Origin of the sequence: Flavobacterium sp. Root901, from assembly GCF_001429765.1 — a bacterium.
GTDB lineage: Bacteria > Bacteroidota > Bacteroidia > Flavobacteriales > Flavobacteriaceae > Flavobacterium.
Genome location: NZ_LMJB01000002.1, coordinates 35,007 through 56,399 on the forward strand (window position 1 = coordinate 35,007; position 21,393 = coordinate 56,399).

General features: G+C 38.8%; 21 protein-coding genes. 5 read left to right on the forward strand and 16 right to left on the reverse strand.

Annotated elements, in window-relative coordinates:
- Positions 1 to 13 precede the first annotated feature (13 nt).
- From ASE21_RS03590 to ASE21_RS03625, 8 genes are all read right to left on the reverse strand, one after another.
- Positions 14 to 247: a DUF4266 domain-containing protein gene (locus ASE21_RS03590; RefSeq protein ID WP_057121209.1), complete on the reverse strand. Its 234-nt coding sequence runs from the start codon at positions 245 to 247 to the stop codon at positions 14 to 16.
- Positions 244 to 1,137, reverse strand: a complete 894-nt coding sequence (locus tag ASE21_RS03595) for an FAD:protein FMN transferase (RefSeq protein WP_242410214.1) — start codon at positions 1,135 to 1,137, stop codon at positions 244 to 246. The genes ASE21_RS03590 and ASE21_RS03595 overlap by 4 nt, the downstream gene beginning before the upstream one ends.
- A gap of 40 nt (positions 1,138 to 1,177) precedes the next feature.
- A complete protein-coding gene (locus ASE21_RS03600; protein ID WP_057121211.1) occupies positions 1,178 to 1,612 on the reverse strand; it encodes a thioredoxin family protein in 435 nt (144 codons plus the stop codon).
- 103 nt (positions 1,613 to 1,715) lie between these two features.
- Entirely contained in the window at positions 1,716 to 2,405 is a 690-nt protein-coding gene (locus ASE21_RS03605) for a VIT family protein (protein ID WP_057121212.1), read from the reverse strand.
- 836 nt (positions 2,406 to 3,241) lie between these two features.
- Positions 3,242 to 3,439, reverse strand: a complete 198-nt coding sequence (locus ASE21_RS03610) for a hypothetical protein (protein WP_057121213.1) — start codon at positions 3,437 to 3,439, stop codon at positions 3,242 to 3,244.
- A 60-nt stretch (positions 3,440 to 3,499) separates the two neighbouring features.
- Positions 3,500 to 4,111, reverse strand: a complete 612-nt coding sequence (locus ASE21_RS03615) for a porin family protein (protein WP_157848767.1) — start codon at positions 4,109 to 4,111, stop codon at positions 3,500 to 3,502.
- A 20-nt stretch (positions 4,112 to 4,131) separates the two neighbouring features.
- The gene (locus ASE21_RS03620) at positions 4,132 to 5,172 is read right to left on the reverse strand and encodes a hypothetical protein (protein WP_057121215.1); all 1,041 of its coding nucleotides are present in this window, start codon (positions 5,170 to 5,172) and stop codon (positions 4,132 to 4,134) included.
- A gap of 6 nt (positions 5,173 to 5,178) precedes the next feature.
- Positions 5,179 to 6,612 (reverse strand): hypothetical protein, encoded by a 1,434-nt coding sequence (locus ASE21_RS03625; RefSeq protein WP_128414650.1) that lies wholly within the window; start codon positions 6,610 to 6,612, stop codon positions 5,179 to 5,181.
- Positions 6,613 to 7,371: 759 nt separating this feature from the next.
- On the opposite strand from ASE21_RS03625, the gene ASE21_RS03630 reads away from it, so the two are divergent.
- On the forward strand, positions 7,372 to 7,821 hold the full coding sequence (locus ASE21_RS03630) for a response regulator (protein WP_057121217.1): 450 nt from the start codon (positions 7,372 to 7,374) through the stop codon (positions 7,819 to 7,821).
- Between the two features lie 175 nt (positions 7,822 to 7,996).
- Positions 7,997 to 8,242 (forward strand): hypothetical protein, encoded by a 246-nt coding sequence (locus tag ASE21_RS03635; RefSeq protein ID WP_057121218.1) that lies wholly within the window; start codon positions 7,997 to 7,999, stop codon positions 8,240 to 8,242.
- 25 nt (positions 8,243 to 8,267) lie between these two features.
- On the opposite strand, the gene ASE21_RS03640 is transcribed toward ASE21_RS03635, so the two are convergent.
- From ASE21_RS03640 to ASE21_RS03660, 5 genes are all read right to left on the reverse strand, one after another.
- The gene (locus ASE21_RS03640; protein ID WP_057121219.1) at positions 8,268 to 8,582 is read right to left on the reverse strand and encodes a hypothetical protein; all 315 of its coding nucleotides are present in this window, start codon (positions 8,580 to 8,582) and stop codon (positions 8,268 to 8,270) included.
- A gap of 54 nt (positions 8,583 to 8,636) precedes the next feature.
- Complete coding sequence (ligD, locus tag ASE21_RS03645; protein ID WP_057121220.1) at positions 8,637 to 10,685, reverse strand: DNA ligase D; 2,049 nt, start codon at positions 10,683 to 10,685, stop codon at positions 8,637 to 8,639.
- A 132-nt stretch (positions 10,686 to 10,817) separates the two neighbouring features.
- Positions 10,818 to 10,997, reverse strand: a complete 180-nt coding sequence (locus ASE21_RS03650) for a DUF3606 domain-containing protein (protein ID WP_057121221.1) — start codon at positions 10,995 to 10,997, stop codon at positions 10,818 to 10,820.
- A 483-nt stretch (positions 10,998 to 11,480) separates the two neighbouring features.
- The gene (locus ASE21_RS03655; RefSeq protein ID WP_057121222.1) at positions 11,481 to 12,389 is read right to left on the reverse strand and encodes a helix-turn-helix domain-containing protein; all 909 of its coding nucleotides are present in this window, start codon (positions 12,387 to 12,389) and stop codon (positions 11,481 to 11,483) included.
- A gap of 173 nt (positions 12,390 to 12,562) precedes the next feature.
- Positions 12,563 to 13,372, reverse strand: coding sequence for an SDR family oxidoreductase (locus tag ASE21_RS03660; protein ID WP_057121229.1), 810 nt, complete (start codon positions 13,370 to 13,372; stop codon positions 12,563 to 12,565).
- Between the two features lie 238 nt (positions 13,373 to 13,610).
- On the opposite strand from ASE21_RS03660, the gene ASE21_RS03665 reads away from it, so the two are divergent.
- The 3 genes from ASE21_RS03665 (at position 13,611) to ASE21_RS22190 (ending at position 15,899) form a co-directional block, all read left to right on the forward strand.
- A complete protein-coding gene (locus ASE21_RS03665; protein ID WP_057121223.1) occupies positions 13,611 to 14,627 on the forward strand; it encodes a hypothetical protein in 1,017 nt (338 codons plus the stop codon).
- Between the two features lie 226 nt (positions 14,628 to 14,853).
- Positions 14,854 to 15,186, forward strand: coding sequence for a hypothetical protein (locus tag ASE21_RS22185; protein ID WP_242410215.1), 333 nt, complete (start codon positions 14,854 to 14,856; stop codon positions 15,184 to 15,186).
- 122 nt (positions 15,187 to 15,308) lie between these two features.
- On the forward strand, positions 15,309 to 15,899 hold the full coding sequence (locus tag ASE21_RS22190) for a hypothetical protein (protein WP_242410216.1): 591 nt from the start codon (positions 15,309 to 15,311) through the stop codon (positions 15,897 to 15,899).
- Between the two features lie 354 nt (positions 15,900 to 16,253).
- Here ASE21_RS22190 and ASE21_RS03675 read toward each other — a convergent pair whose 3' ends face one another.
- The 3 genes from ASE21_RS03675 to ASE21_RS03685 all read right to left on the reverse strand — a co-directional run bounded on the left by ASE21_RS03675 (position 16,254) and on the right by ASE21_RS03685 (position 19,262).
- Positions 16,254 to 17,351 carry an L-dopachrome tautomerase-related protein gene (locus tag ASE21_RS03675; protein WP_082603435.1) on the reverse strand — a complete coding sequence of 366 codons (1,098 nt, stop codon included), beginning with the start codon at positions 17,349 to 17,351 and terminating at the stop codon, positions 16,254 to 16,256.
- A 105-nt stretch (positions 17,352 to 17,456) separates the two neighbouring features.
- Complete coding sequence (locus ASE21_RS03680; RefSeq protein WP_057121224.1) at positions 17,457 to 18,029, reverse strand: Crp/Fnr family transcriptional regulator; 573 nt, start codon at positions 18,027 to 18,029, stop codon at positions 17,457 to 17,459.
- Positions 18,030 to 18,236: 207 nt separating this feature from the next.
- Complete coding sequence (locus tag ASE21_RS03685) at positions 18,237 to 19,262, reverse strand: Gfo/Idh/MocA family protein (RefSeq protein WP_057121225.1); 1,026 nt, start codon at positions 19,260 to 19,262, stop codon at positions 18,237 to 18,239.
- Positions 19,263 to 21,393 lie beyond the last annotated feature (2,131 nt).

Here is a 21,393-nt window from a genome sequence, read left to right on the forward strand (position 1 = left end):
AAATCGTATCAAATTAATTACAGCCGCATCCGCCGCCGCTTTTTCCAGAATTAGCACCGGAAGCTCCTTCGCGGTAGGATTGGAAACTGAGTTCTGTTTTTTCAATCTTCCTGTTGGAGAGCACCATTTCAGAATCGTTGATTTTTCCTTTCTGATATTCTTTTACCGGAGTGCACGAGCTAATCAGCAGACCTGTAAAAACAATGCTGAATAAGAGTTTTAGATGTTTTTGCTTTGGTTTTTTCATCTTAGGTTAATGTTTTTGGAAGTATAAATTTTATTATTGTCGTCGATTATGATGCAATAGAGATCAGGTATCTGGTCTATTAAAAACAAGCCGGCCTTAATGCCCATAACTGAAATAGGCGTAGCCATCGCATCTGCAAATTCTGCATTTGGCGCGATAATGGTCACACTTTTTATACCCGTTATAGGAAGTCCTGTTTTTGGGTCAATAGTATGCGAATATTTTTTTCCGTCAATGATTACAAACTTTTCATAATTGCCTGAAGTAGCTACAGCCTTATTGGATATTTCCATGTACGAGAATGCCGCATTTGGAGAATCAGGGGATGCCACTCCAATGGTCCATTTTCTGCCATTGGGCTGCAGTCCCCAGGCAGAAAGGTCACCGCTTGCATTAATTATGCCGCTCTGAACATTGTTTTTAATCAGGATCTGCTTAGCCATCTCAGCGGCATAGCCTTTACCAATCCCGCCAAATCCAATCCGCATGCCTTTTTCTTTTAAAAAAACAGTGGTGTTTTCCTTGTCAAGAATAATATTACGATAATCAATAAGATGTACCATTTTGAGCGCCGTTTCGGCATCAGGGAGTCTGGTCATGGTTTTGTCGAAATTCCAAAGACTTTTATCTATGCTTCCGTAAGAAATATCAAATGCGCCTTGTGTAATTCTTGAAATGCCCACAGCTCTTTCGATAAGGTTAAAAACCTCCTGATCTACCCTGACAGGCTTAAGTCCTGCATTATTATTAATCAGGCTGGTCTGGCTGTCTTCTTTATAAGTAGTCAGCAATTTTTCAATGCGCCTGATTTCCTCAATGGCAAGATCGATATGCTCATTTGCTTTTTTCTCATTATCGCACACTACTGTAATGGTAAAGCTGTTGCCCATGAGTTTTAGTGTCCGGGAGTACTTTTGGTTTGCAGAGGTCTTATTTTCGGCTTTCACAGATCGCATTTATTTCTTCGACCCACTGCTCTGGTGCTGCATCAGGTTTTCCATGCCAGGTTTTCAGCACTTTTCCCTGGGCATCTAAAAGGAGTGTAAGGGGAAAACTTCCTTCTTTGTTGTAAATTTCGGCTAATGCTTCGTTTCGCTTTACTTGTTCCGGTGTTCCGGTATTTTTCTTTTTTCTGGGAAAATCAGCATTGACAAGTACTAAATTTTTGTCTGCCATCTCTGTAAATACAGCATTTTCAAGATAGTCTTTTCGAAGCACAATGCAGGGGCCGCACCAGTCTGAACCCGAAAAGTTCAAAAGGATCAGCTTATGATTTTGTTCTGCAGTTTTTTTTGCATTATTAAAATCAGGTTCCCAGTTTATAGGAAGCACTGTAAGGAGGATAAATAAGGAGATTAGTTTCATTTTGAAGTATTGTTTTGGATATATACGAAATAACGCATTGCAGTTTTTTTTATTTTATACGCTTATACTATACTAATTTTTCATGACGGTATTTATAAATCTATTAAGGTATCCGTACTCCAAAAAGGTAGCCTACAGCAGCAGATGCAGCCATTGCAAAAGTTCCCCAGATACAGATACGCAGTACTGCTTTAAATGTATGGGAGCCTCCCGCTTTAGCGGCTAGTATTCCGGATAAGGCTAGGAAAATTATTGAAAAACCGTACTGGTAAAATACCATTTGCCTGATCGGTGCAAAAACAGCTGTCAGCAGCGGCAGGATTCCTCCAATGATAAAGGATACAGCAGAGGCAAAGGCAGCCATGAAAGGATTGGCCTGAGTAATTTCGTCTATTCCCAGTTCATCTCTGGCATGTGCTTCAAGGGCATTATGGGACGTTAGTTGAACAGCGACCTGTTTTGCAAGCACATCATCTAATCCTCTTTGTACATAAATTTGGGCTAGTTCCTCAAGTTCGGCTTCAGGCGTATTTTCAAGCTCCGTTTTTTCACGCTGCAGGTCTGCAGTCTCTACATCTGCCTGAGAACTCACCGATACATATTCACCTGCGGCCATGGAAAGGGCACCGGCTGTTAAACCAGCTGCAGCAGCCAGTAGCACAGGCTCTCTTGTTACACTTGCCGCTGCAACACCGATCGCTATGCTCGTAGTGGATAAGATGCCATCGTTAGCTCCCAGAACAGCAGCCCTGAGCCAGCCGCTTCTATTGATGTAATGATTTTCATTCTTCATCAGTACTGTAATTTAAATAAGTTGGTACAACCACGGCTTTGAGGTGCTCTTGAAATGTTTACAAAATTTAAAGATCCCTGATTTGAAATTGACTTTTATTCTGCATAATATCATTCCATTCTCTAAGATATTAGGGATATGATATTCATTTTAAGCTGCCCTATTTTTTATAAGTAAAGTTACTTCAAAAAGCAGTTGTATTAAATGAAAAGGCTGTTAGAATGGTTCTAAATTTCTTAATCCTATTTCCTATATAGCCTTTTCTTGTTTGTCTGTACTGGGCAGTAATTATTTAAAGTTGTAGCTATTGGAAGCAGACAAATGTTGCCTGGTTGGCTGTAGCTTCGGTGGGATTGTAGTAAGCCAGTTGCAGAAGAGATTGCGCCTCAGATAAAAAGATCATTTACATTGCGGCTTATGTGTCAAAAATTGGAAAAAAGCCTGTTGACTATAGGTCAAACAGATGCAGAGAGTCATATTGGTAAAAATCTTATTGTAGATGAGAAAACTGGTGTTGCAAGTATAAAAGAATAAGGTATTGCTGATGTTTTCCAGGCAAATGCTCCTAAGCAGGCTGCAGATTACGTAAGCAATAATTTAAAACCGGAGCCATTAGCACCTATAGCTGCTGCTGCAATGCTGACTGACAGCAAATTTGGTAAATCCATAAATTATTTGTTTACAGCTAAATGATTATACAATAGTTTACTCGCTGCAGCAAAAAAATGACAAAGGCACCGTAATAGAGCGATTATATTCCCTTCCTTTAACGCCGGTCATTGATATCGAATGAACCAATGAGAACAGAGCTGATTAGTATAATCATTATTTTAAATTCAAACTTCAATAGCGGTTTCTGCTTTGCGGCCTTTAAGAACTGTTGCAGCAGCAGCGCAGTTTTTCTTTGAGGTAATATCTTCCGCCAATTTCAATTGTGAAATTATCGCGGTGTAATGTCTGCTGAAAGCTGAGTTCCCAAAAGTTTTTGTCTGGGGATTGGTTTTACACCCAATAACTTTAACTAGACCTGACATAGAACTAGTAAAATTTAAATGGCGGAAGTTTTAAGTGATAGAATGCTGTAGAATTAGGGATCAGATTCTCTTTTTAAAGAGTATATAACCGATGGAGAATCCAATATTTGAATTTTTAAGATGACTGTCATTTACACCGCTTGGATAATTCATAATATCAGCAAGCCCCTGTGTATAGGTTAGACGAAGCGTAATACCATTGTCAAAAAAATAACCAGCCCCTGCATTTACACCGTAATCACTTGTTTTATATGAATAATCACCATCATTTATCTTTAATTCGGCATCTTGTGTTTCAGCTGAAGCAAGATATCCATAGTAACCTCCGGCAGAGAAAAAGAAAGTGCTTCCAATGGGTTTGATTTTGTACACAAAATCAACAGGGACACTTACATATCCAAGTGTTACGGTAGTACTGCCGTCTCCATCCTTAAATTTGGTTCCCATGTTGCCATACGTTATTCCGGGATTGATTGAAAATCGCGCGTCTTGGAAAGGTATCCAGAAAGTAAATCCTAATTTACCAGATACGGTACCTTTATGGCCGTCAAATTTCTGCCCATTGTCTTTTTCGCTGAATTTAGTGATTCCTACAGTTCCAAAAAGTTCACCTTGTGAAAATGCAAATGTTGTAACCGTTAACATAGCGGCTAAAAGTAGTTTTCTCATCATAATCATAATTGTTTTTAAATTTATTTATAGTCTTTGAATACTCGTAAGGTAAGGGAGCTTTTCCATCGTTTTGGATTTTTTTCATCTACATAATTGTCACTGTATAAATGAACGCCTTTTTTGTCTGTTATAATCCAGCTCCATTGGTTCTGAGAGGCATAATAAGGAATGACATCTGCAGCCTTATCGCCGTAGGACTGAAATTGAGTTTTGAATTTTTCAACATATTTATCGGTCTGTGAAGCCGCTTCTGAGTATGTCAGGTTACCCTGTCCTTTGCTGTTATAGTAAAAAATCGTTTTCTGAAATCCAACTACTCTGCCGTTTTTTACCAGTACCAAATGTATGCCGGTATCATAAATAGGAACCCCTGTTGATGAATTATAGGGCAGCAGGAAGCTTTCCTTATTCTCAAAGCCGATACTTTTGGAGTGGCAGGCATAAATAAGATCTTCATCACCACCGGTTACCCATTTGGTTTTTGACATTTTGTAATTCCCGGGAAGAATATCCGGATGCTGTTTTTGAAATTCGTCTATGGTCTGGCCAAAAGGAAGATCGTCTATTGTAAATTCCTCAAAAGCTTTTCTGCATTGTTCAATCTGTGCAAGTTTTGTATTTTGTCTGTCCAGTTCTGCTTTTTCAATGCGCTGTTTTTCTTTTTTCCAATTTATATTATCCTTTGGTAAATTAAGTTTTTTCAAATTTTCACTGATGCCATACACTTCTTTGAATTTATCATCAAGTCCATTATTTCCGGTTGCCCTTATATATTTTGATGTGTTTTCAGTTAGTGAATTATAGAGTGTGAACTGTTTTTCATCTGTGTAAAAGCTGCCGGGCTTAAAGAGATTATACTGCGAAACTATCCGTAAATACAGAGACTTATCGGTAATACCTCCCAGAGTATTCTCAAATTCGTCGGTTTTTTGGATTGTAAGTTCATAATTACCATTGTTAAATGCGGTTTCGGCTTCTTCAAATTTAAGCTCGGCTACAGCATCCTGCGAAAAGATTCTAATGCTGAATAGCAGAAGGGTAAAAAGTAATGTTTGCTTCATAAATGGCTATTTAATAATTGTTCCGTAATTTTTGGCCTGGCTTTCCTTAGAATTATCTGCCTTAGGTTTTGGTGCTGTTCCATTATTCGGCCGCATGTCAACTTTTGCGGCCGCACTAATCACCGTGCCGTAACTGGACTCCTGCTTATCGGCAGCAGCACTGCCTGATTTAGCCGCGGAGCCTTTTCCTTTGTAAAAAATAGTATTTACGGCCACACCGGTATTCTGCAAAACAGCAATAAGTTCCTGTCTTTTCTGCTCGGCCTGCTGGGCTGTGTAATAATAACCGTGCAGGACTTCTGCATAAGGGCTGAGGTTCGCTATGTCATTTTTCACTGTTGCCGTATACGCCCGTGTTCCATCATTGTAACGGCCTATTTCAAAAACATTCGAAATATAGGCTGATGCTCCGTACTCGCTTTCCAGATTACTGTAGGAGTATATAAAATAATAGATGCTTGGCGCTTTGTCCTGTGAAGACAGCGGAATATCTTTTGACGGCAGTTCAGCAAAGGCATTTTTGCGGCTGCTGGTTTTTAGGTAAAGGGCGTACTGGCGCTGGCGCTCTTCTTCTGCACGCTGTTCCTCAAGGGCTTCTTTTCTTGCTTTGTCCGCCTGATTCTGCTGGATCCAGCCTCCAACAAGATTTCCCAGATCAGTGACTCCTTTGGTAATGATTTCAGTACGTTCTGCTTGGTACTGCTGGTTTCTGGCGTAGTCCTGCGTAAATTTTAGTGCTTGGGAGTCCTGCTGCTGTGCCGCTTCCTGATTACTGCTCACCGGTGTGTTTTTAGCTGCAGAAGACATAATGCGGCTGTAGGCTTCTTCACTGGTCTGATAATAGGAACCGTCTGCATTCCTTACATAGGGAAGTCCGTTTTGTCTAAATACCTGTACATACTGCCCATTTACTTTCACCTTTTCGGAAAGTCCGGCATTTGAACTCCCTGCTGTACTGTTTTTTGGTGCAGTGACACTTTGGGAAGCCTGCAGGCCTGCAGGTGTGCTTTCTGCGTTTTTTTGCTGATTTAGGAGCTGCTGTTCCTTCTGCGTCTTAGCGTCTGCCGCAGCTTTAGCTTTCGCCTGATCCGCAGCTTTCTTTTTTGCCTCGGATTCTTCTTTTTCACTGCTTATATCAACTATATTGCTGATCGTACAGCTTATGCCTTTATATAGGGTATAGCTGTTATTCCCTAAAGGGACTGCACACTCTTTTTTGCCGAAATATATAAATTGTGCCTGGTTCTCTGAATTATATCTGCCGCCCGGCAGCAGATGCAGGACATCTAAAATACCGGAACGCAGTGATATAGTTTTGATTCCGGCACAAGCCAGTTCAAGGGTAATGTTAACATTTAGTTCGTATTCCCTGTTTGTATTATTTTGAACATAGAAATAATAATACTCGCTGCCGCCGGCTATAGAACTGCTGCGCTGCACGGAAAGTGTAAAACGCGGATCGGTCTGCGCAACTGGAATGTTTATGCGCTGCGCAAAAGATGATAATGTTCCCAGCAGGAGGCATAATAAAGTAAAACTTTTCTTTTCCATATGTTTTTATTTTTCAGGCAGAACCTGCAGCAGGTAATAGTATTAAACTCAAAACTGACTGCCTTTATCCGCTTCACTTTGACTTCTGATATGTTAAATTTTTCAAAAATAAGAAAATAACATTTATTTTATAATTTTTTTTCATCTATTTGGAACAGTTTCATTACCAGTGGGCTTGGTAAATTTTTGTTAGGATTTGACATCAGCTGCCCCGATAGGACGATCAGCTAAACTGAGTAGAACAAACCTGCAGTGCGGCCATGAAATAAATTGGAAGAAGTTCCGTACAGTTTTTTCCGCCGCTGCTCGGAATACAGCTGAAATTATTATCTTAAATTGAAATGGATTGAAATACTTATTTTTAAATCCCGGTTTTATTTAGAAATTGCGAAGCGCTTTTAGCAGGCTTGCTGTTATCTCTGAAAAACTTTCAGTCCCCGGCTGAATTTTCACAAGCTAAAGCTGTGCTTTCCATATTTAAGCTAATTTAAATTCATCTTTTATAAGAAAAAGGCTTATATTTGTAAGCTATAAACCGCTCTACGGATATAATTCGATGATGTATCGATTTGCAGAGATTGTGTTCTACAGGTGCAGTTCTGCTGATTTTTAGATTTTTGTCTTCTGTAACTGCATAAAATATACGCCATGTTAGAAAAGCCGAATTCCCACCAAGTTATTTATCTGGCTGATGACGATGAAGACGACAGGATGATATTTCTGGACGCTGTTAAAGAACTTAACCTGCCATTGAAAGTGGAAGAAGCTGATGACGGACACCAGCTTTTGGATCACCTTTACAAGACAGCTGAAAAGATTCCTGAAATTATTTTTCTGGATATCAACATGCCCGGTAAAAACGGATTTGAATGCCTTAAAGAAATCAGAAACGGGTCAGAGCCTTACAGCAGCACTAAAATTATTATGCTTTCCACAAGCAGCAGTGAGCACAGTATTGAACTATCTTATGAACTGGGCGCTGATTTTTATGCTGTTAAACCCAGTACCTATCAGGGGCTTAAAAAACTGCTGCAGGGCATTTTCACAATGGATTGGAATACCTTTACACGGAGTAAAACAGAATTTCTTCTTGCCTGAAAGTTCAATAAGAGGAAAGAAAAGAGGTGCTGCATTATAATCAGGGGTTTTTGTGCACCGCCCTTACAGTAACGTAATACTTTGCAGAAAAATTAACAGCCGCATTTTTTGATGAACCGGATTAAATTATAAATTTGGGCAGTCGATCTGATTTAAAAATTAAACCAGTCCTGCCATGGAAAAAGCTATACAATTAAAGGTGAAAAAAGATCTGGACCCACGCCAGCAGCTTACTGTTATTAAATTGAAAGGCAGCCTCATTTCGAAAGGTTATACGGAGATCATTCACATATTGGATCATGATGATGAGTTTCATATCAATACTTTTGAAACCGGAGCAGAAAAGAGAAATGAGGTACAGCAGTATATTTCCGCATTCATTAACGCAGAAAATCTTCAAGATACAGTCAGCTTAAAATAACGAGCTGGAAAATTAAGCACGAAAATTACAGTTCCAGGTGATTTAAAATATAACCTTCCAGTTCTTTGTCAATGATCGGATCGCGCTGCGCCGAAACGAGTATTTTGCTGTAGAGGATTATAAAATTGCCGCTTAGGAATTGATCCATTGCGTCCAGACATTTTAAAAAATCCGGCTGCGAGGTTTCCCAAATACGTCTGCTGCCGTCAGCGATGTCCGTAAGGACAGTCTGGTAAACGGCTCGTAATTCAGCAGTTTTACTGTTTGTTACTGTAACTGTGAGTTCAAAATCGCTGTCCTGACCGTTACAAGATCCGGTAAGAAAGTAGGCGGTGGTCATAACGAGTGTTTTATTTAAAGATGTTTTATGTTTTGAATTTCAAATGCCTGAGTTTTAAAAGAAAAGGCTTTGTGCCTTTGCTACCGCTTTTTTCATATCGATTCCTTTTTTGAGCGATGCTTTAAAAATATCGCCCTCGCTGCGCATGCGCGCAATGGAATTTTCGATTGTAAAATCTTCCATGGCAAGTCCCTTTTTTATCTCTTCCCAGTACAAGGGCATAGAGACTGTTGCGCCAATTTTTGGACGGAGTGAATAAGGACAGGCTATTGTCGCGCCGGGACGGTTCTGTAAAAAATCAAGATACATTTTACCTTTTCGGTTTTTAATCTGGCGCTCCAGACTGGTAAAATCCGGCAGCTGTGAGTGGACGATAGAGACGATCATCTTGCCAAACATCTGCGACTGGTCGTAGCTGTATTTTGCGCCCAGCGGAATATAAATATGTATCCCTGTCGAGCCTGATGTTTTGACATAACCATCGATTTGCAAGGCATCAAGGATATTTTTTACTTGGCAGGCTGCCTGGATGACCTGCTCAAAAGTATTCTGATCCGGATCAAGGTCAATAACGCAGTAATCGGGATTGTCAGGATGCTGTACGCGGCTGAACCATGGGTTCATTTCAATGCAGCCAAGGGATGCCATATATAAAAGTGTTTTTTCGTCGCCCCCTACCAGGAATTCTTTACTTTCTCCATCACTTGTGGTGTAAGGAAATGTATCGGCCCACTCGGGGGCTTTCCCTTTTACATCTTTCTGGTAAAAACTCCTGCCGTGGATGCCCCCGGGAAAACGGTTAAGCGACAGTGGACGGTCTTTAAGATATGGCAGTATAAATTCGGCTGCCTGATAATAGTAATTGAACATGTCGCGTTTAGTGAACCCATCCTCGGGCCAATAGATTTTACTGAGATGTGAAAAAGTCAGATTGGAGCCCTTTATTTTTTTGGTCTGTGTTTCCTCTGATGGATTCAACAGCGTCCTGCGCTCAGATTTTTCAGGTGCGGTAAGAGGTGAAGAGGCAGATCTTTTTGGGTTCCCTTTGTTTTTTTTAACAATTGACATGGAGGAATTTTCTTTTTCGAGTACTACATCAGCTGCTTTTTTATCGCTGCGCATACCTTCAAAAGAGGGATGACGGAAAACTCCGTCCGATGTGATCTCCGCATAACTGACCTCGCATACCAAAACAGGTTTCAGCCAGACCGCTTCGGCGTGCGGCGGGTTGGGGCGGAAGCGGGAAGGTTTGTTGATATCAGGCTCTGATTCGAAAGGAATTGTTTTGGATATAAGAGGTTGGAACTGCAGCATCATTTCCTTCTGCATTTTATCGGTAAATCCAGTACCGACTTTTCCGGTATACACAAGTTTTGTGCCTTGATAAACACCTAAAAGAAGTGAGCTGAAGAGTTTAGATGAAGAATCGTTTTTGGTATATCCTGCAATAACCACCTCCTGTCTCTTGCTGACCTTAATCTTAAGCCATTGCTTATTGCGGCTGTCCGGGCTGTACCGCGAGTCCTTCCTTTTAGCCATAATTCCCTCAAGCCCCATCCTGGAGGCCGTCTCAAAAAAGTCGATGCCGCCGCTGAAAGGCTGGCTCAGACGGATCCTGTCTCCATCTGTCGGCAGAATCTGTTTTAGTATGAGCTGTCGCTGGTACAGTTCAAGTTCCATAAGGTTTGTTCCGTTGTACCAGAGAATATCAAAAACGTAAAAAACAAGGCGGCCGTCCGCTTCACTTCGCCAGTTCTGCAGTGCACTGAAATCTGCTCTGCCGTCGTGCTGCAGAACAAGGATCTCCCCGTCCAGCACAGCATCGTTCTTCCACTGCTCTAATGCATTAGTTACAGGATAGTACTTATCGGTAAAAGGCTTGTTGTTTCGCGAGGATAGTGTGACATCACCCTTATTGATATAGGCAATCGAACGGTATCCGTCCCATTTTACCTCGTAGCTCCACAGCGGGTCATCAAAAGGTTCATTCACAAGTGTTGCCAGCATAGGCTTAACCCCCGACGGCATTGGACTGGCGGTTCCTTGTTTAAGCAGCCGCTCTGGGTCATGCTCTATATTTGAAATATCTTTTTTCTCTTCCATTTTTAAATTATTTTATAACCTGATTAAAGCTGAAAGGTCTGTTCATAAACCCAGACCTAAAGAATATCGAGATGAAAAATCCCCTGTACATATTACCAGTATGCCGGGGATTTTTTTACGGTCCGCTTAAAGCTATTTCGAACGCAGCACTTTTGCTACGGCGTCTGCAGATCTGCCGGCCTGGTCAACTGCTTTCTGAAGTTCTTCCCTGCTTACATTGAATTTTTGTGTCCAGTACACAACCTCATGCTCTTCATTCATATTGATGCTTGATCTGTCCTGCTGGCCTTTTTTGCTTAAATCGTCGCTCATGGTTATTGATTTTAGGATTATAAGTTTAAAATTAAAAAGATAATGCGATGGACACTTACAGGAATACCGGCGGGATTTATTAAATTATCATGTGCTGCAGGTCTGTTCTCTGCGAATGCTGACTAGCAAGACAGCTGTTAATGAAAGGGGGTGTATGATGGACAGCATTATTTTGACAAGTCCACTTTTTACAAAATGCAGCAGCATACCTGCCGATGAATCTTTGAAAACAAAAAGTACCGATTTTTATAATTGTCCCACCATGATGGACTGCTAGTTTGCTGGATTCATTAAAAAGCAAAATAAAATTCACCAGCATCATATTTTTAATAAACAATAAGTACGACGGTATGCAGCATTGATGCCAGGATGGCCCAGCTGCTTTTTTATATTTATAATCAGCGGTAAAATATATTAAATAGATTTAGATTTTCTGAAGCTTGTTTACTGACCTTGTGCAGGCTGTCTAAATTTTAATATGGATTAATTAATGTTTCTAAATTCTGAGGGTGTTCTGCCGGTCTTTAACTTAAAAAGTCTGCTAAAGTACTGTGGGTATTCAAAACCCAGTGTATAAGCTACCTGGCTTACGGAAAAATCCGTAGTAGAGATGATCGTTTTAGCTTCTTCAATTAAATAATAATGTATGTGATCCTGGGTGTTCAGTCCTGTTTCTTTTTTTAGCAGATCACTCAAGTAGCCTGGCGAAAGACATAGTTTATCTGCAATATATTTCACCGTGGGCAGCCCGATTTGTCTTCCTTTGGAATCGTAAAAATAATCTTTAAGAAGGTTTTCGACCTGGATCAGAACATGGAGATTACTCTTTTTGCGGGTCACAAACTGGCGGCCGTAATAACGGAGGCAATAATTTAGCAGCAGCTCTATATTTGAAAGTATTAAACCCTCGCTATGGGTATCAATATTTTGCTCTAATTCATTTTTAATATTGGTTAAGCACTGATTTAAAACTGCTTGTTCTTTTTCTGACAAGTGGAGTGCTTCAGTTATTTGATAGGAAAAAAAATTATACTGTTTCATTTTCGCTCCCAGTGGCGTGCCATGCAGTAAATCAGGATGAAAAAAAAGGCCCCAGCCGATCATTTCTTCTTTCTTTTCAATTTTGTTATCAAGCGCAAGGACGTGTTTTGGTGCAATACATATTAAACTTCCTTCTTGAAAGTCGGAAGACTGTCTTCCGTAAATAAGTGTATTAGCACAGTAATTTTTAAACATAAGGCTGTAAAAATCAGCCCTGAGTCTCGTGCCCTCCTCCAGATGCTCATCAATTTTACTGAAATCAATAACAGCGACCATAGGGTGGGCAGTCTTCCAGCCGGGGATAACTTTTGCAATTTCCGAAATGGTCTTTAGTTCTAAAATAGTCTCCATTTATTAATTTGCTTTAAAAGTAACTTAATTTTCGATAAAAGTATAGTGTCCCATATTTGCTGCTTCACGCGATTGGGTTAATCCTTTTTTATGTTTACAGTCTCTATGCTTTAAATATAGTAAAATACGGCTATGCCATATATTCAAAATGGAGCAGCCATCATAATGCTTTTCTAAATTCGTTTCTCCACCTGACTGCGAACCATTGCCATAAACCAGGATAAAGGCAGTAACCAGCGCATAAACAACAGTAGAGGACCTTGTCCGCCTACCGGATAACGTAATCGGTAGGAGCCGTCGCTGGCAGCCTGCCATACTTTTTTTGCCACGACTTGGGGGCCTGGAGCTGTTTTGTAAGTATCGAGCATGGTTTGATGCACCGGTTTTGTATACCTGTCATATGCTGATATAGAAACAAATTCAATAGCGGTCTCGAATTCTGTTTTAATCGCTCCCGGCTCAATATTTTTCACCTTTATGTTAAAAGGCCTTAATTCATACTGCAGACTTTCAGCAAACCCTTCCAATGCCCATTTGGTAGCGTGATATACACTGTAAAGAGGAAAGGTAATAATACCGCCCATTGACGAGGTGTTGATAATTACACCTGAATTCTTACTCCTGAAATAAGGCAGTATAGACCTTGTTACATTCATAACGCCAAAAATATTAGTGTCGAACTGTTTTTTTATCTGTTCCTGTGTCATTGCTTCAAAGGCTCCCACCAGACCATATCCAGCATTATTAAACAGCACATCGATATTTCCGAATTTGATAAGTACAGCGTCAATGGCCTTTTTGATGCTGCTGCTGTCCAGTACATCAACCGCAAAAATCGCTATATTTGGGTGCTGCAGCAAATCTTTTCCCTTTTCCGGACTGCGCATCGTCGCTGCGACATTCCAGCCTTTTTTTGAAAAATAGACCGCTGTTTCCCTGCCTATCCCTGTTGATGCCCCTGTTATAAAAATTACTTTTTTCATTTTTTTCATTTAAATTATAAGGCAAATTTCAATCTTTATGCCCTTTTGCCCTTAATACTTATTCAGGATTATTGTATACTTTTTACCTGTTCCGGTTTTTGCCATGACTTGTGCTGTTTTTGAAAAGTAGAATGTCGAAATGATTTTTAATGTTGAATTTAATAATTATTGTCTATACTGGAATATGAAGAAGTTTTACTACATTAGCTGAACTTTCCAAAATAATAAACCTCTGTTAATGAAAATTATAACACGGCTTTTCTTTGTAATCCTTTTTCAATTTACTTATATTCAATCTTCTCAGGCACAATTTGGCGATATAAAAGACAAAATTTTAGGAGCGGGGACCTCATTAGCCAGTAAAAAATTAGGCATTGACAAAATTTTAAAACAGCCTGCCGCTATCACAACATCATTTGAAGATGTAAATAGGAATGGGGCAAAAATGCCCGATTTTTTAATTAAAGAAAAAGCACAGCCTCTATATTTATTACCTAAAGCCCCAAATGGCGGTTTTTTTCTTTGTGCCGGTCTGTATGAAATGACATCCAAAAGTTATTGCCTGCACGCCGGAACTTTTGCCCCCTCATCAGGTGACGGCTATATGTTTGCTCCTGTTCTTGGCCCCAAAGAAGAAATTGTCACCGCAATTTTGAAAAGTGCCGAGAAACACCCTGAAATTAATCAGCACGATATTCAGATTTTATTATGGACAATCATAGCAAGGACAAAATTCGCCGACTATAACGGGAATGTTAAATTAACCGCTGTTGCTTTACTGACTCCTATACAGCTTACCCAACTTGAAGGCGGGGTATTAGGTATTCTGCCTGGAAATTTAATGGAAAAAGCTAAAGATAAACTGCCAGATAATTTAAAAGCTATTTTTGAAGCAGAGAATAAAATACGTCAATTAGTAGCATCAGGGAATTATTCTTACGATGAAATGGAAAAATATGCAATACTTGCAGGAATTGCACCTGCAAGAACAGATATTCCAAGCGGCATTTGGACCTTGCATCCAGCTGGTTATTACGTTCGTTATTTTCCTGCAGGATATTCTAAAACCACGGTGCAGGTTTATGTTCCGAAAGAGCTGATACTCTCTTTAAAGGATTCAAAAATAATTTATGACGCCACAAATGATATTGCATGTCCTGCAAATGCGGGGTCTCAAAGATTAGCGCAGACAAATGAACCTTTAAACCCTGACTATACAATCAAATTAAAAACTTTGTGCGTTGGAATAAAATAACTGGTATTTATTAAGGTATGAATACCGGTATACCATTATTTTTGCAATATTTATTTTCGAAATACAATTTGCGACGATTGCCGCCAAACTTAAACAGGCAAGAAATATCAGTAAATTTAGCTTTAAATTTTGGCCAAAAAATATCCGCTTCAAAATAATAAATAAATAAATGGCAGAATTAAACCATTCTATATAAAAACAGTCTTAAGAAATAATCTTAAAATAAATGAAAATGAAATATCGATTTTTATTTTGTATCTCTTTTTTACTGTTACTATCGTGCTCAAAAAATGAAACAGATGAATCAGCTTATATAGACGATGATTTGGCAGGGCCTGTTTCAAGGCCACAAAGCGGATATGGGTCCGATGGGAACTATGAAGTTGCAAAAATTAATTTTCCGAGTCCATCATATAGTGGGAAAAATGTTGAAATTTTTTATCCAAAAGGAATAACTTCACCCAAACCCGTTATTTTTTATTCGCACCCCTACGGGGGGGAAGAAAGTACCTATAATATAGGATTGTATGAGTTATTGCAAAGAAAGGATATGTTGTAGTATTTGCACCTTATCCCACCACCGGAGTTACAATTGATGAGCGATACAGCACCCTATGGCAGAGCTTTAAAAAAGCTGTGACGGATTATCCTAATATAATTGATACCAAAAAAGCAGGCTTTATGGGGCATTCATTTGGTGGAGGTGCCACTTTTGCTTTGGCTCATAAAGGATTTGTTGATGAAGGCTGGGGGGAGAACGGCCGTTTTATTTTCGCAATGGCGCAATGGTATTCCTATCAAATAACACAGACAGAATTACAAAGTTTTCCGGAAAACACAAAACTAATAACCCAGGTATATAATGATGATGTAACAAATGATCACAGGCTGGCAATTGATATTTTTAAAAATATCAATATTCCAGACTCTGAAAAAGATTTTATTTTAATAAAAAAATCAGTTTTACCGACTTTTACTTACACAGCTGAACATAATCTTCCTAATACACAGAGTTCTTATGACGCCTATGATTATTATGGTATTTACAGATTACTTGACGCTGTGATTGATTATAGTTTTAATGGAAATTTGACTGCTAAAAATGTAGCACTTGGAAATGAATCTAAAGAACAGGTAACGATGCCGAGTTATAATGGTCTGGCATTATCTCCATTGGAAGTCACTGATAATCCTGCTGCTTTTTATCCACAAAGTAAATATTCTTTCCAGTGTGGATCCATCAGCAATCCCAGACTTGACCATTGTAATTAATAAAATCAATCTTTACCTGATCTTCGGCAGAGAACAGATGGTTTTGAAGAATTACATTTTCAGTCAGATTTGACAAGTTCGGAACAAAACTTCCATACGTAGATATCGTTATAGAATATGTTCAAAAGATATTACCAAATTGTCGAATTATCCGCGATGCGGTGAAAATTTCTGTAAAATATTAAAATAATATGCCAAAAATCCTGAAAGTAATTTCAGGATTTTTAGCTTGGTATTATACGCTGATTTTTGATCTTTCAACTATTCGAACCTTGTTTTTGTTTTAAATTGAATCAGCAATGAAATAAACGGGTTCTTATAAAAAATACTATCCTTCATTTCGATCTCCAGTTACTAATCTAATTTGATGCGGAATACATAATAGGGAGGTTTACTGCTGTCAGCTCCATTATTTAGAAGCGGCAGATGATTTAATTGATTAGCTGTGATATATAAATAACCGTTGCTGATTGCCAAACCGTCGGGCCAGGAAAGTCTTTTGTCGGTGACTAATTTTTGGTAGCCCTCAGCGCTGCTGATTCCAACAGCATTTTGCTGGACGTCTGTTACATACACCCGCCCGTTCTCTCCAACTTTAAAACCATCGGATATAGGTTTTTCAGCGTAAAAAGAAATGAATTTTGCCGTATCTTGGTCTGTAAGGCTTTCATCGGCAAGAACTGAAGCGGGAATTCGGTAAATTTTCTTAGCGCCCATAGCGCCAAAATAGATAAAATTATTTGCTTTGTCAATAGCAATAGGATTTAATGCATTTTTTGGCTGTATCGACTGGCCGTCTGGTTTTTTGTGTGTAACTTTTATACCATCAACAATAATAGGTTCATCAAGGGGCAGAAGCGATGAATGGTTTTCTAAAACCCTGCGGGCATATCCTGTTTCAAGATTGATGACTACAAAGGCAGGGTTAATTGTACTGTTCATTGAACTGGTCATATCGGCAATTACTGCTGTGTTGTTTTTTAGGTCTATAACAAAATCCTGAAGAAAGGAAGCGGGACTAAGTACGGTATCCGGAAGAATGTAAACTTTTGACAATTTACGTGTGGCGACATCCCAGCTGATTAATTTTGGATTTTGTTTAGGATTTGCATTGGGGTTACCCATGTCCAACACCCACAAGATATTATCAGCAGTTACCTGGATTCCGATCGTGCCATTGATACCTTTGATAGTGGAATTTGCTGCAGGCTGTGAAGCCCATTGCTCGTCGGGAAATGCAATTGTTTTTCCGTCGGGGAGTATTTCCCTAACCATATATTTACTGCTTACTAAGGCTGACATTGTGATGAATATTCTGCCTTCCGGGGAGACGGCGATATTACCGGGTCTTTCGCTTGGAAATTCTGCAACCACTTCTAACTTGTTCTGTGCAAAAATCTGCGGTGATAAAACTATTATCACAACTAACAGCAATTTTTTAATTTTTTTCATAATTGTAGTGTTTAAATTAACACTGCAAAATTCAAACGATTAGATTACATTATAGTTGAGCTAGATCAATCTTTTGAAGTGACATACATCACATCGAATGAGCTCTTAACCTTTCAATCGGCTTAATGTCTCACGGGTTACGCCAAGATAAGAAGCCAAAAATTTTTTAGGCACCCTTTGTACCAGGCCGGGGATTTTTTTGATCAAATTATTATACCTTTCTTCAGCAGTTTCGGTAAGTAAAGACATAATACGATGCTGCAGTGCGATATACCCTAGATGGGATTTTACCCGAAAGAAATTTGCCATTTTTGGAATTTCATTACATATGTGCTCCCGGTCTTTAAGGTATAAGCAAAAAAACTCTGAATCTTCAATACAGTCAATATCCATAGCTGACGGGATCTGATTCTGATAAGCCTCAAAGTCACTTGTCCAATATTGTTCCAAAGCAAACTGAAGGATATGTTCCCTGCCTTCATTATCAGTGGCGTACGTTTTTAACAGCCCTTTAATGATCCAGTATTGAAACGGGACTAATTCATTTTTCTGTATAAGGAACTGATGCTTTTTTAATTTTTTATAGGCAAAAAAAGGTTTTACATAATTCCATTCTTCTTCTGTCAGGCGGCTAATTTCTTCAATATGTTTGCGCAGCAATGTATATTTTTCTTCCATGTAGTAAATTTTATCAAATATAATACAATATGCAGAAATCAAATTTTGAGTCTGCATCAATTTTATACATAAGTCCATTGAAAGATTTTAGCAGGCAAAAAATAAAAAGAGCTGAAGCGGTAAACTTCAGCTCTTCATTTTAGAGTCCTGAGTTTAAATAAAACTAAACAGAACCTTAAAAAGCAATATCATTTTATCACCATCGTTTTATTCTTCGATGCTATTCCAGATAAGATCAAGTATGAATTGCGTGTCTTCAGCTTTTTGTATTGCTTTTTCTACAGCAGTGGGATCCTGCTTAAGTATTATGTTCGAAAAATTCTCAATCATATATACTGTCTGCGCCTTATCGCTTGGTGTTTCGAAATATTTAAATTCCTTTGGAGGAGCCATTCCTTTGCGAAGTGTATAACCTGCAATATGGTTCTCATCATTAAAGGCGAATCCTTTGGACCAGTCTAAAACAAAATCATCCATACTGATAAGGCCTTGACTGCCCAATAGATCAAGGTCCATAATGCAGACCCCTGCATTATAGCCAATATCCCAATTAGAAGTATAATTACCTTTAAATTCTAGCATTCCAGCCGCTCTGTAAATTGCATTGGTTTGCGGATCCCTTTGTATAAAGGTCTTAATGCCGTTTAACTCTTTTGCCATAGGCAGATATTCAACTATAGCACGCGCTGCATACCAACCCATATCCCCTACAGCGCCGGCAGGCTCCAATTTTTCATTGTATCTGATATTGGTCCTGTCCAGAAAAGGAAAAAAAAAGGAGGTATGCACGGCCTGTACATCTCCAATTTGTTTTTGTGAATGCTCCTGAATTGCTTTTGTTCTTGGATGATGGCTAAAATGAGTAGCATCCATTAGGACAACGTGATTTTCTCTCGCAGCTTTTGTTATGAGTTTGATTGACGCATAATCAGTAAAGGGCTTCTCAATTAATATATGCTTTCCGGCCCTGGCAGCATTTACTGCGATTTCTTGTTTTGCCGCAGTGGGAACCCCGATATAAACAGCATCAACCATTGGGTCGTTGATCATCTCATTCCAGTCTGTAAAGTATTTTTCAATACCGTGCTGCTGTGAAAAAGTTTTAAGTGTTTGTTCATTTCTTCCAGAAGCTGCAACAATTGATGCATTGCCTGCTGCATTAACTGCCTGTGCAGTAATGTTAGAGATCATGCCTGTGCCGATGATTCCAATTCTTATTTTTTTTACTTCCATTGATTTTAAATTTGATGGTGTAAAATTCAGGGATTCTATTCCTGCTGGGAATGATCTATATCACATATTTCATGTGAGGTACATCACATTACTTGTACTGGATTTACTGGAACGTAAACTACAAGAATGTTTTAAATTTTGTAGACCCTTTTTTGATGTGCCACGGATTCAAAAATTGTGTTTGAAAATCATACTTTTCAGTACGAAGTAATATTTTTTATTGCAGAGCAATAAAGCATGTCTTCTTATGAAGTCAAAAACAAGAAACGGCATCAATATTTTTTGATATTATGTTCAAAACCTAGATTCAAAAAAAAGCTAAAATTATTATAACTTATTGTTGGTTAGTTATTTATGAAAATGACTTGCTAATTTTAGATTCTGATTCATTATTAATAAAAAGAAATCCTTATTTCGATAAAACAAATACTTGCATACAGCAATGTCTAAGTTTTGTTTAAAATGTAATAGATTTTTCACTCATAAATTTTATTCAAAAAGATAACTTATTGAGTTGAAATCTAACGATGTCCTTATTAAAATTCAGTTTAAAATTTACTGATGAAATATTAAATCTTATTTACAATCTTCAAGATTTAATAACAAGATCATCTTTTTTACAGCTTATTAGTTAGTTAATATTTGATAACCCAAATTTCTGAATCTTATGAAAAAAAGATTACTTCTCATGTTTTTATTTTTAGGAAGTTTTGTCACTTATTCGCAAGTAGGTATTGGAACGCCAATGCCAAATTCATCTTCACAATTAGAAGTTATTGCTAGTGATAAAGGTATATTGATTCCAAGAATAAAGTTAACTGGTTCAACAGATACTACGACCATTTTAAATGGCAATGTAAATAGTATGCTGATTTTTAATACTGCGACTGTTTCAGATGTTTCTCCGGGATATTACTATTGGTATATTAATAAATGGAATAGAATTGTTGTTTCTACTGAGATTATTTCAAATCCAGGTACAGTTATTTTTAATCCTACAACTAAAAGTTTTACTTACATAACTGCATCTGGCGCCGAACAAACTTTTGATTTTTCAGAAATAGTAGCTTCTAATCAGACAATAACTACAATTACCAGTAACGGTGCAGGATCTTACACCTACAAAAATGAGCTTGGCACAAATTTGACTATTGATGTTCTTGGTGATGTTGCCTCGAATTTCAGTACAATTGCCAATACACCATCGGTTAAAAACCTGATCCAGGCTATCTCGATGCAGTCATCCGGCAGTGTGGTTTTCGATGCGGGCACGAACGTATTCAGTTATACTGATCCATCGGGGAATCTTCAGACAGTGGACATCAGCAGTATAGTAAAATCCAATGAAACCCTGACCACCCTTACCAGTAACGGTGCAGGATCTTACACCTACAAAAATGANTACTGATGCGTCGGGGAATCTTCAGACAGTGGACATCAGCAGTATAGTAAAATCCAATGAAACCCTGACCACCCTTACCAGTAACGGTGCAGGWTCWTACACCTACAAAAATGAACTTGGCACAAATGTGACTATTGATGTTCTTGGTGATGTTGCCTCSAATTTCAGTACAATTGYCAATACCCCATCGGTRAAAAACCTGATCCAGGCTATCTCGATGCAGTCATCCGGCAGTGTGGTTTTCGATRCKGGCACGAACGTATTCAGTTATACTGATGCGTCGGGGAATCTTCAGACAGTGGACATCAGCAGTATAGTAAAATCCAATGAAACCCTGACCACCCTTACCAGTAACGGTGCAGGNAGTTATACTGATGCGTCGGGGAATCTTCAGACAGTGGACATCAGCAGTATAGTAAAATCCAATGAAACCCTGACCACCCTTACCAGTAACGGTGCAGGATCTTACACCTACAAAAATGAGCTTGGCACTAATGTGACTATTGATGTTCTTGGTGATGTTGCCTCCAATTTTAGTACAATTGCCAATACACCATCKGTTAAAAACCTGATCCAGGCTATCTCGATGCAGTCRTCCGGCAGTGTGGTTTTCGATGCGGGCACGAACGTTTTCAGTTATACTGATGCGTCGGGGAATCTTCAGACAGTGGACATCAGCAGTATAGTAAAATCCAATGAAACCCTGACCACCCTTACCAGTAACGGTGC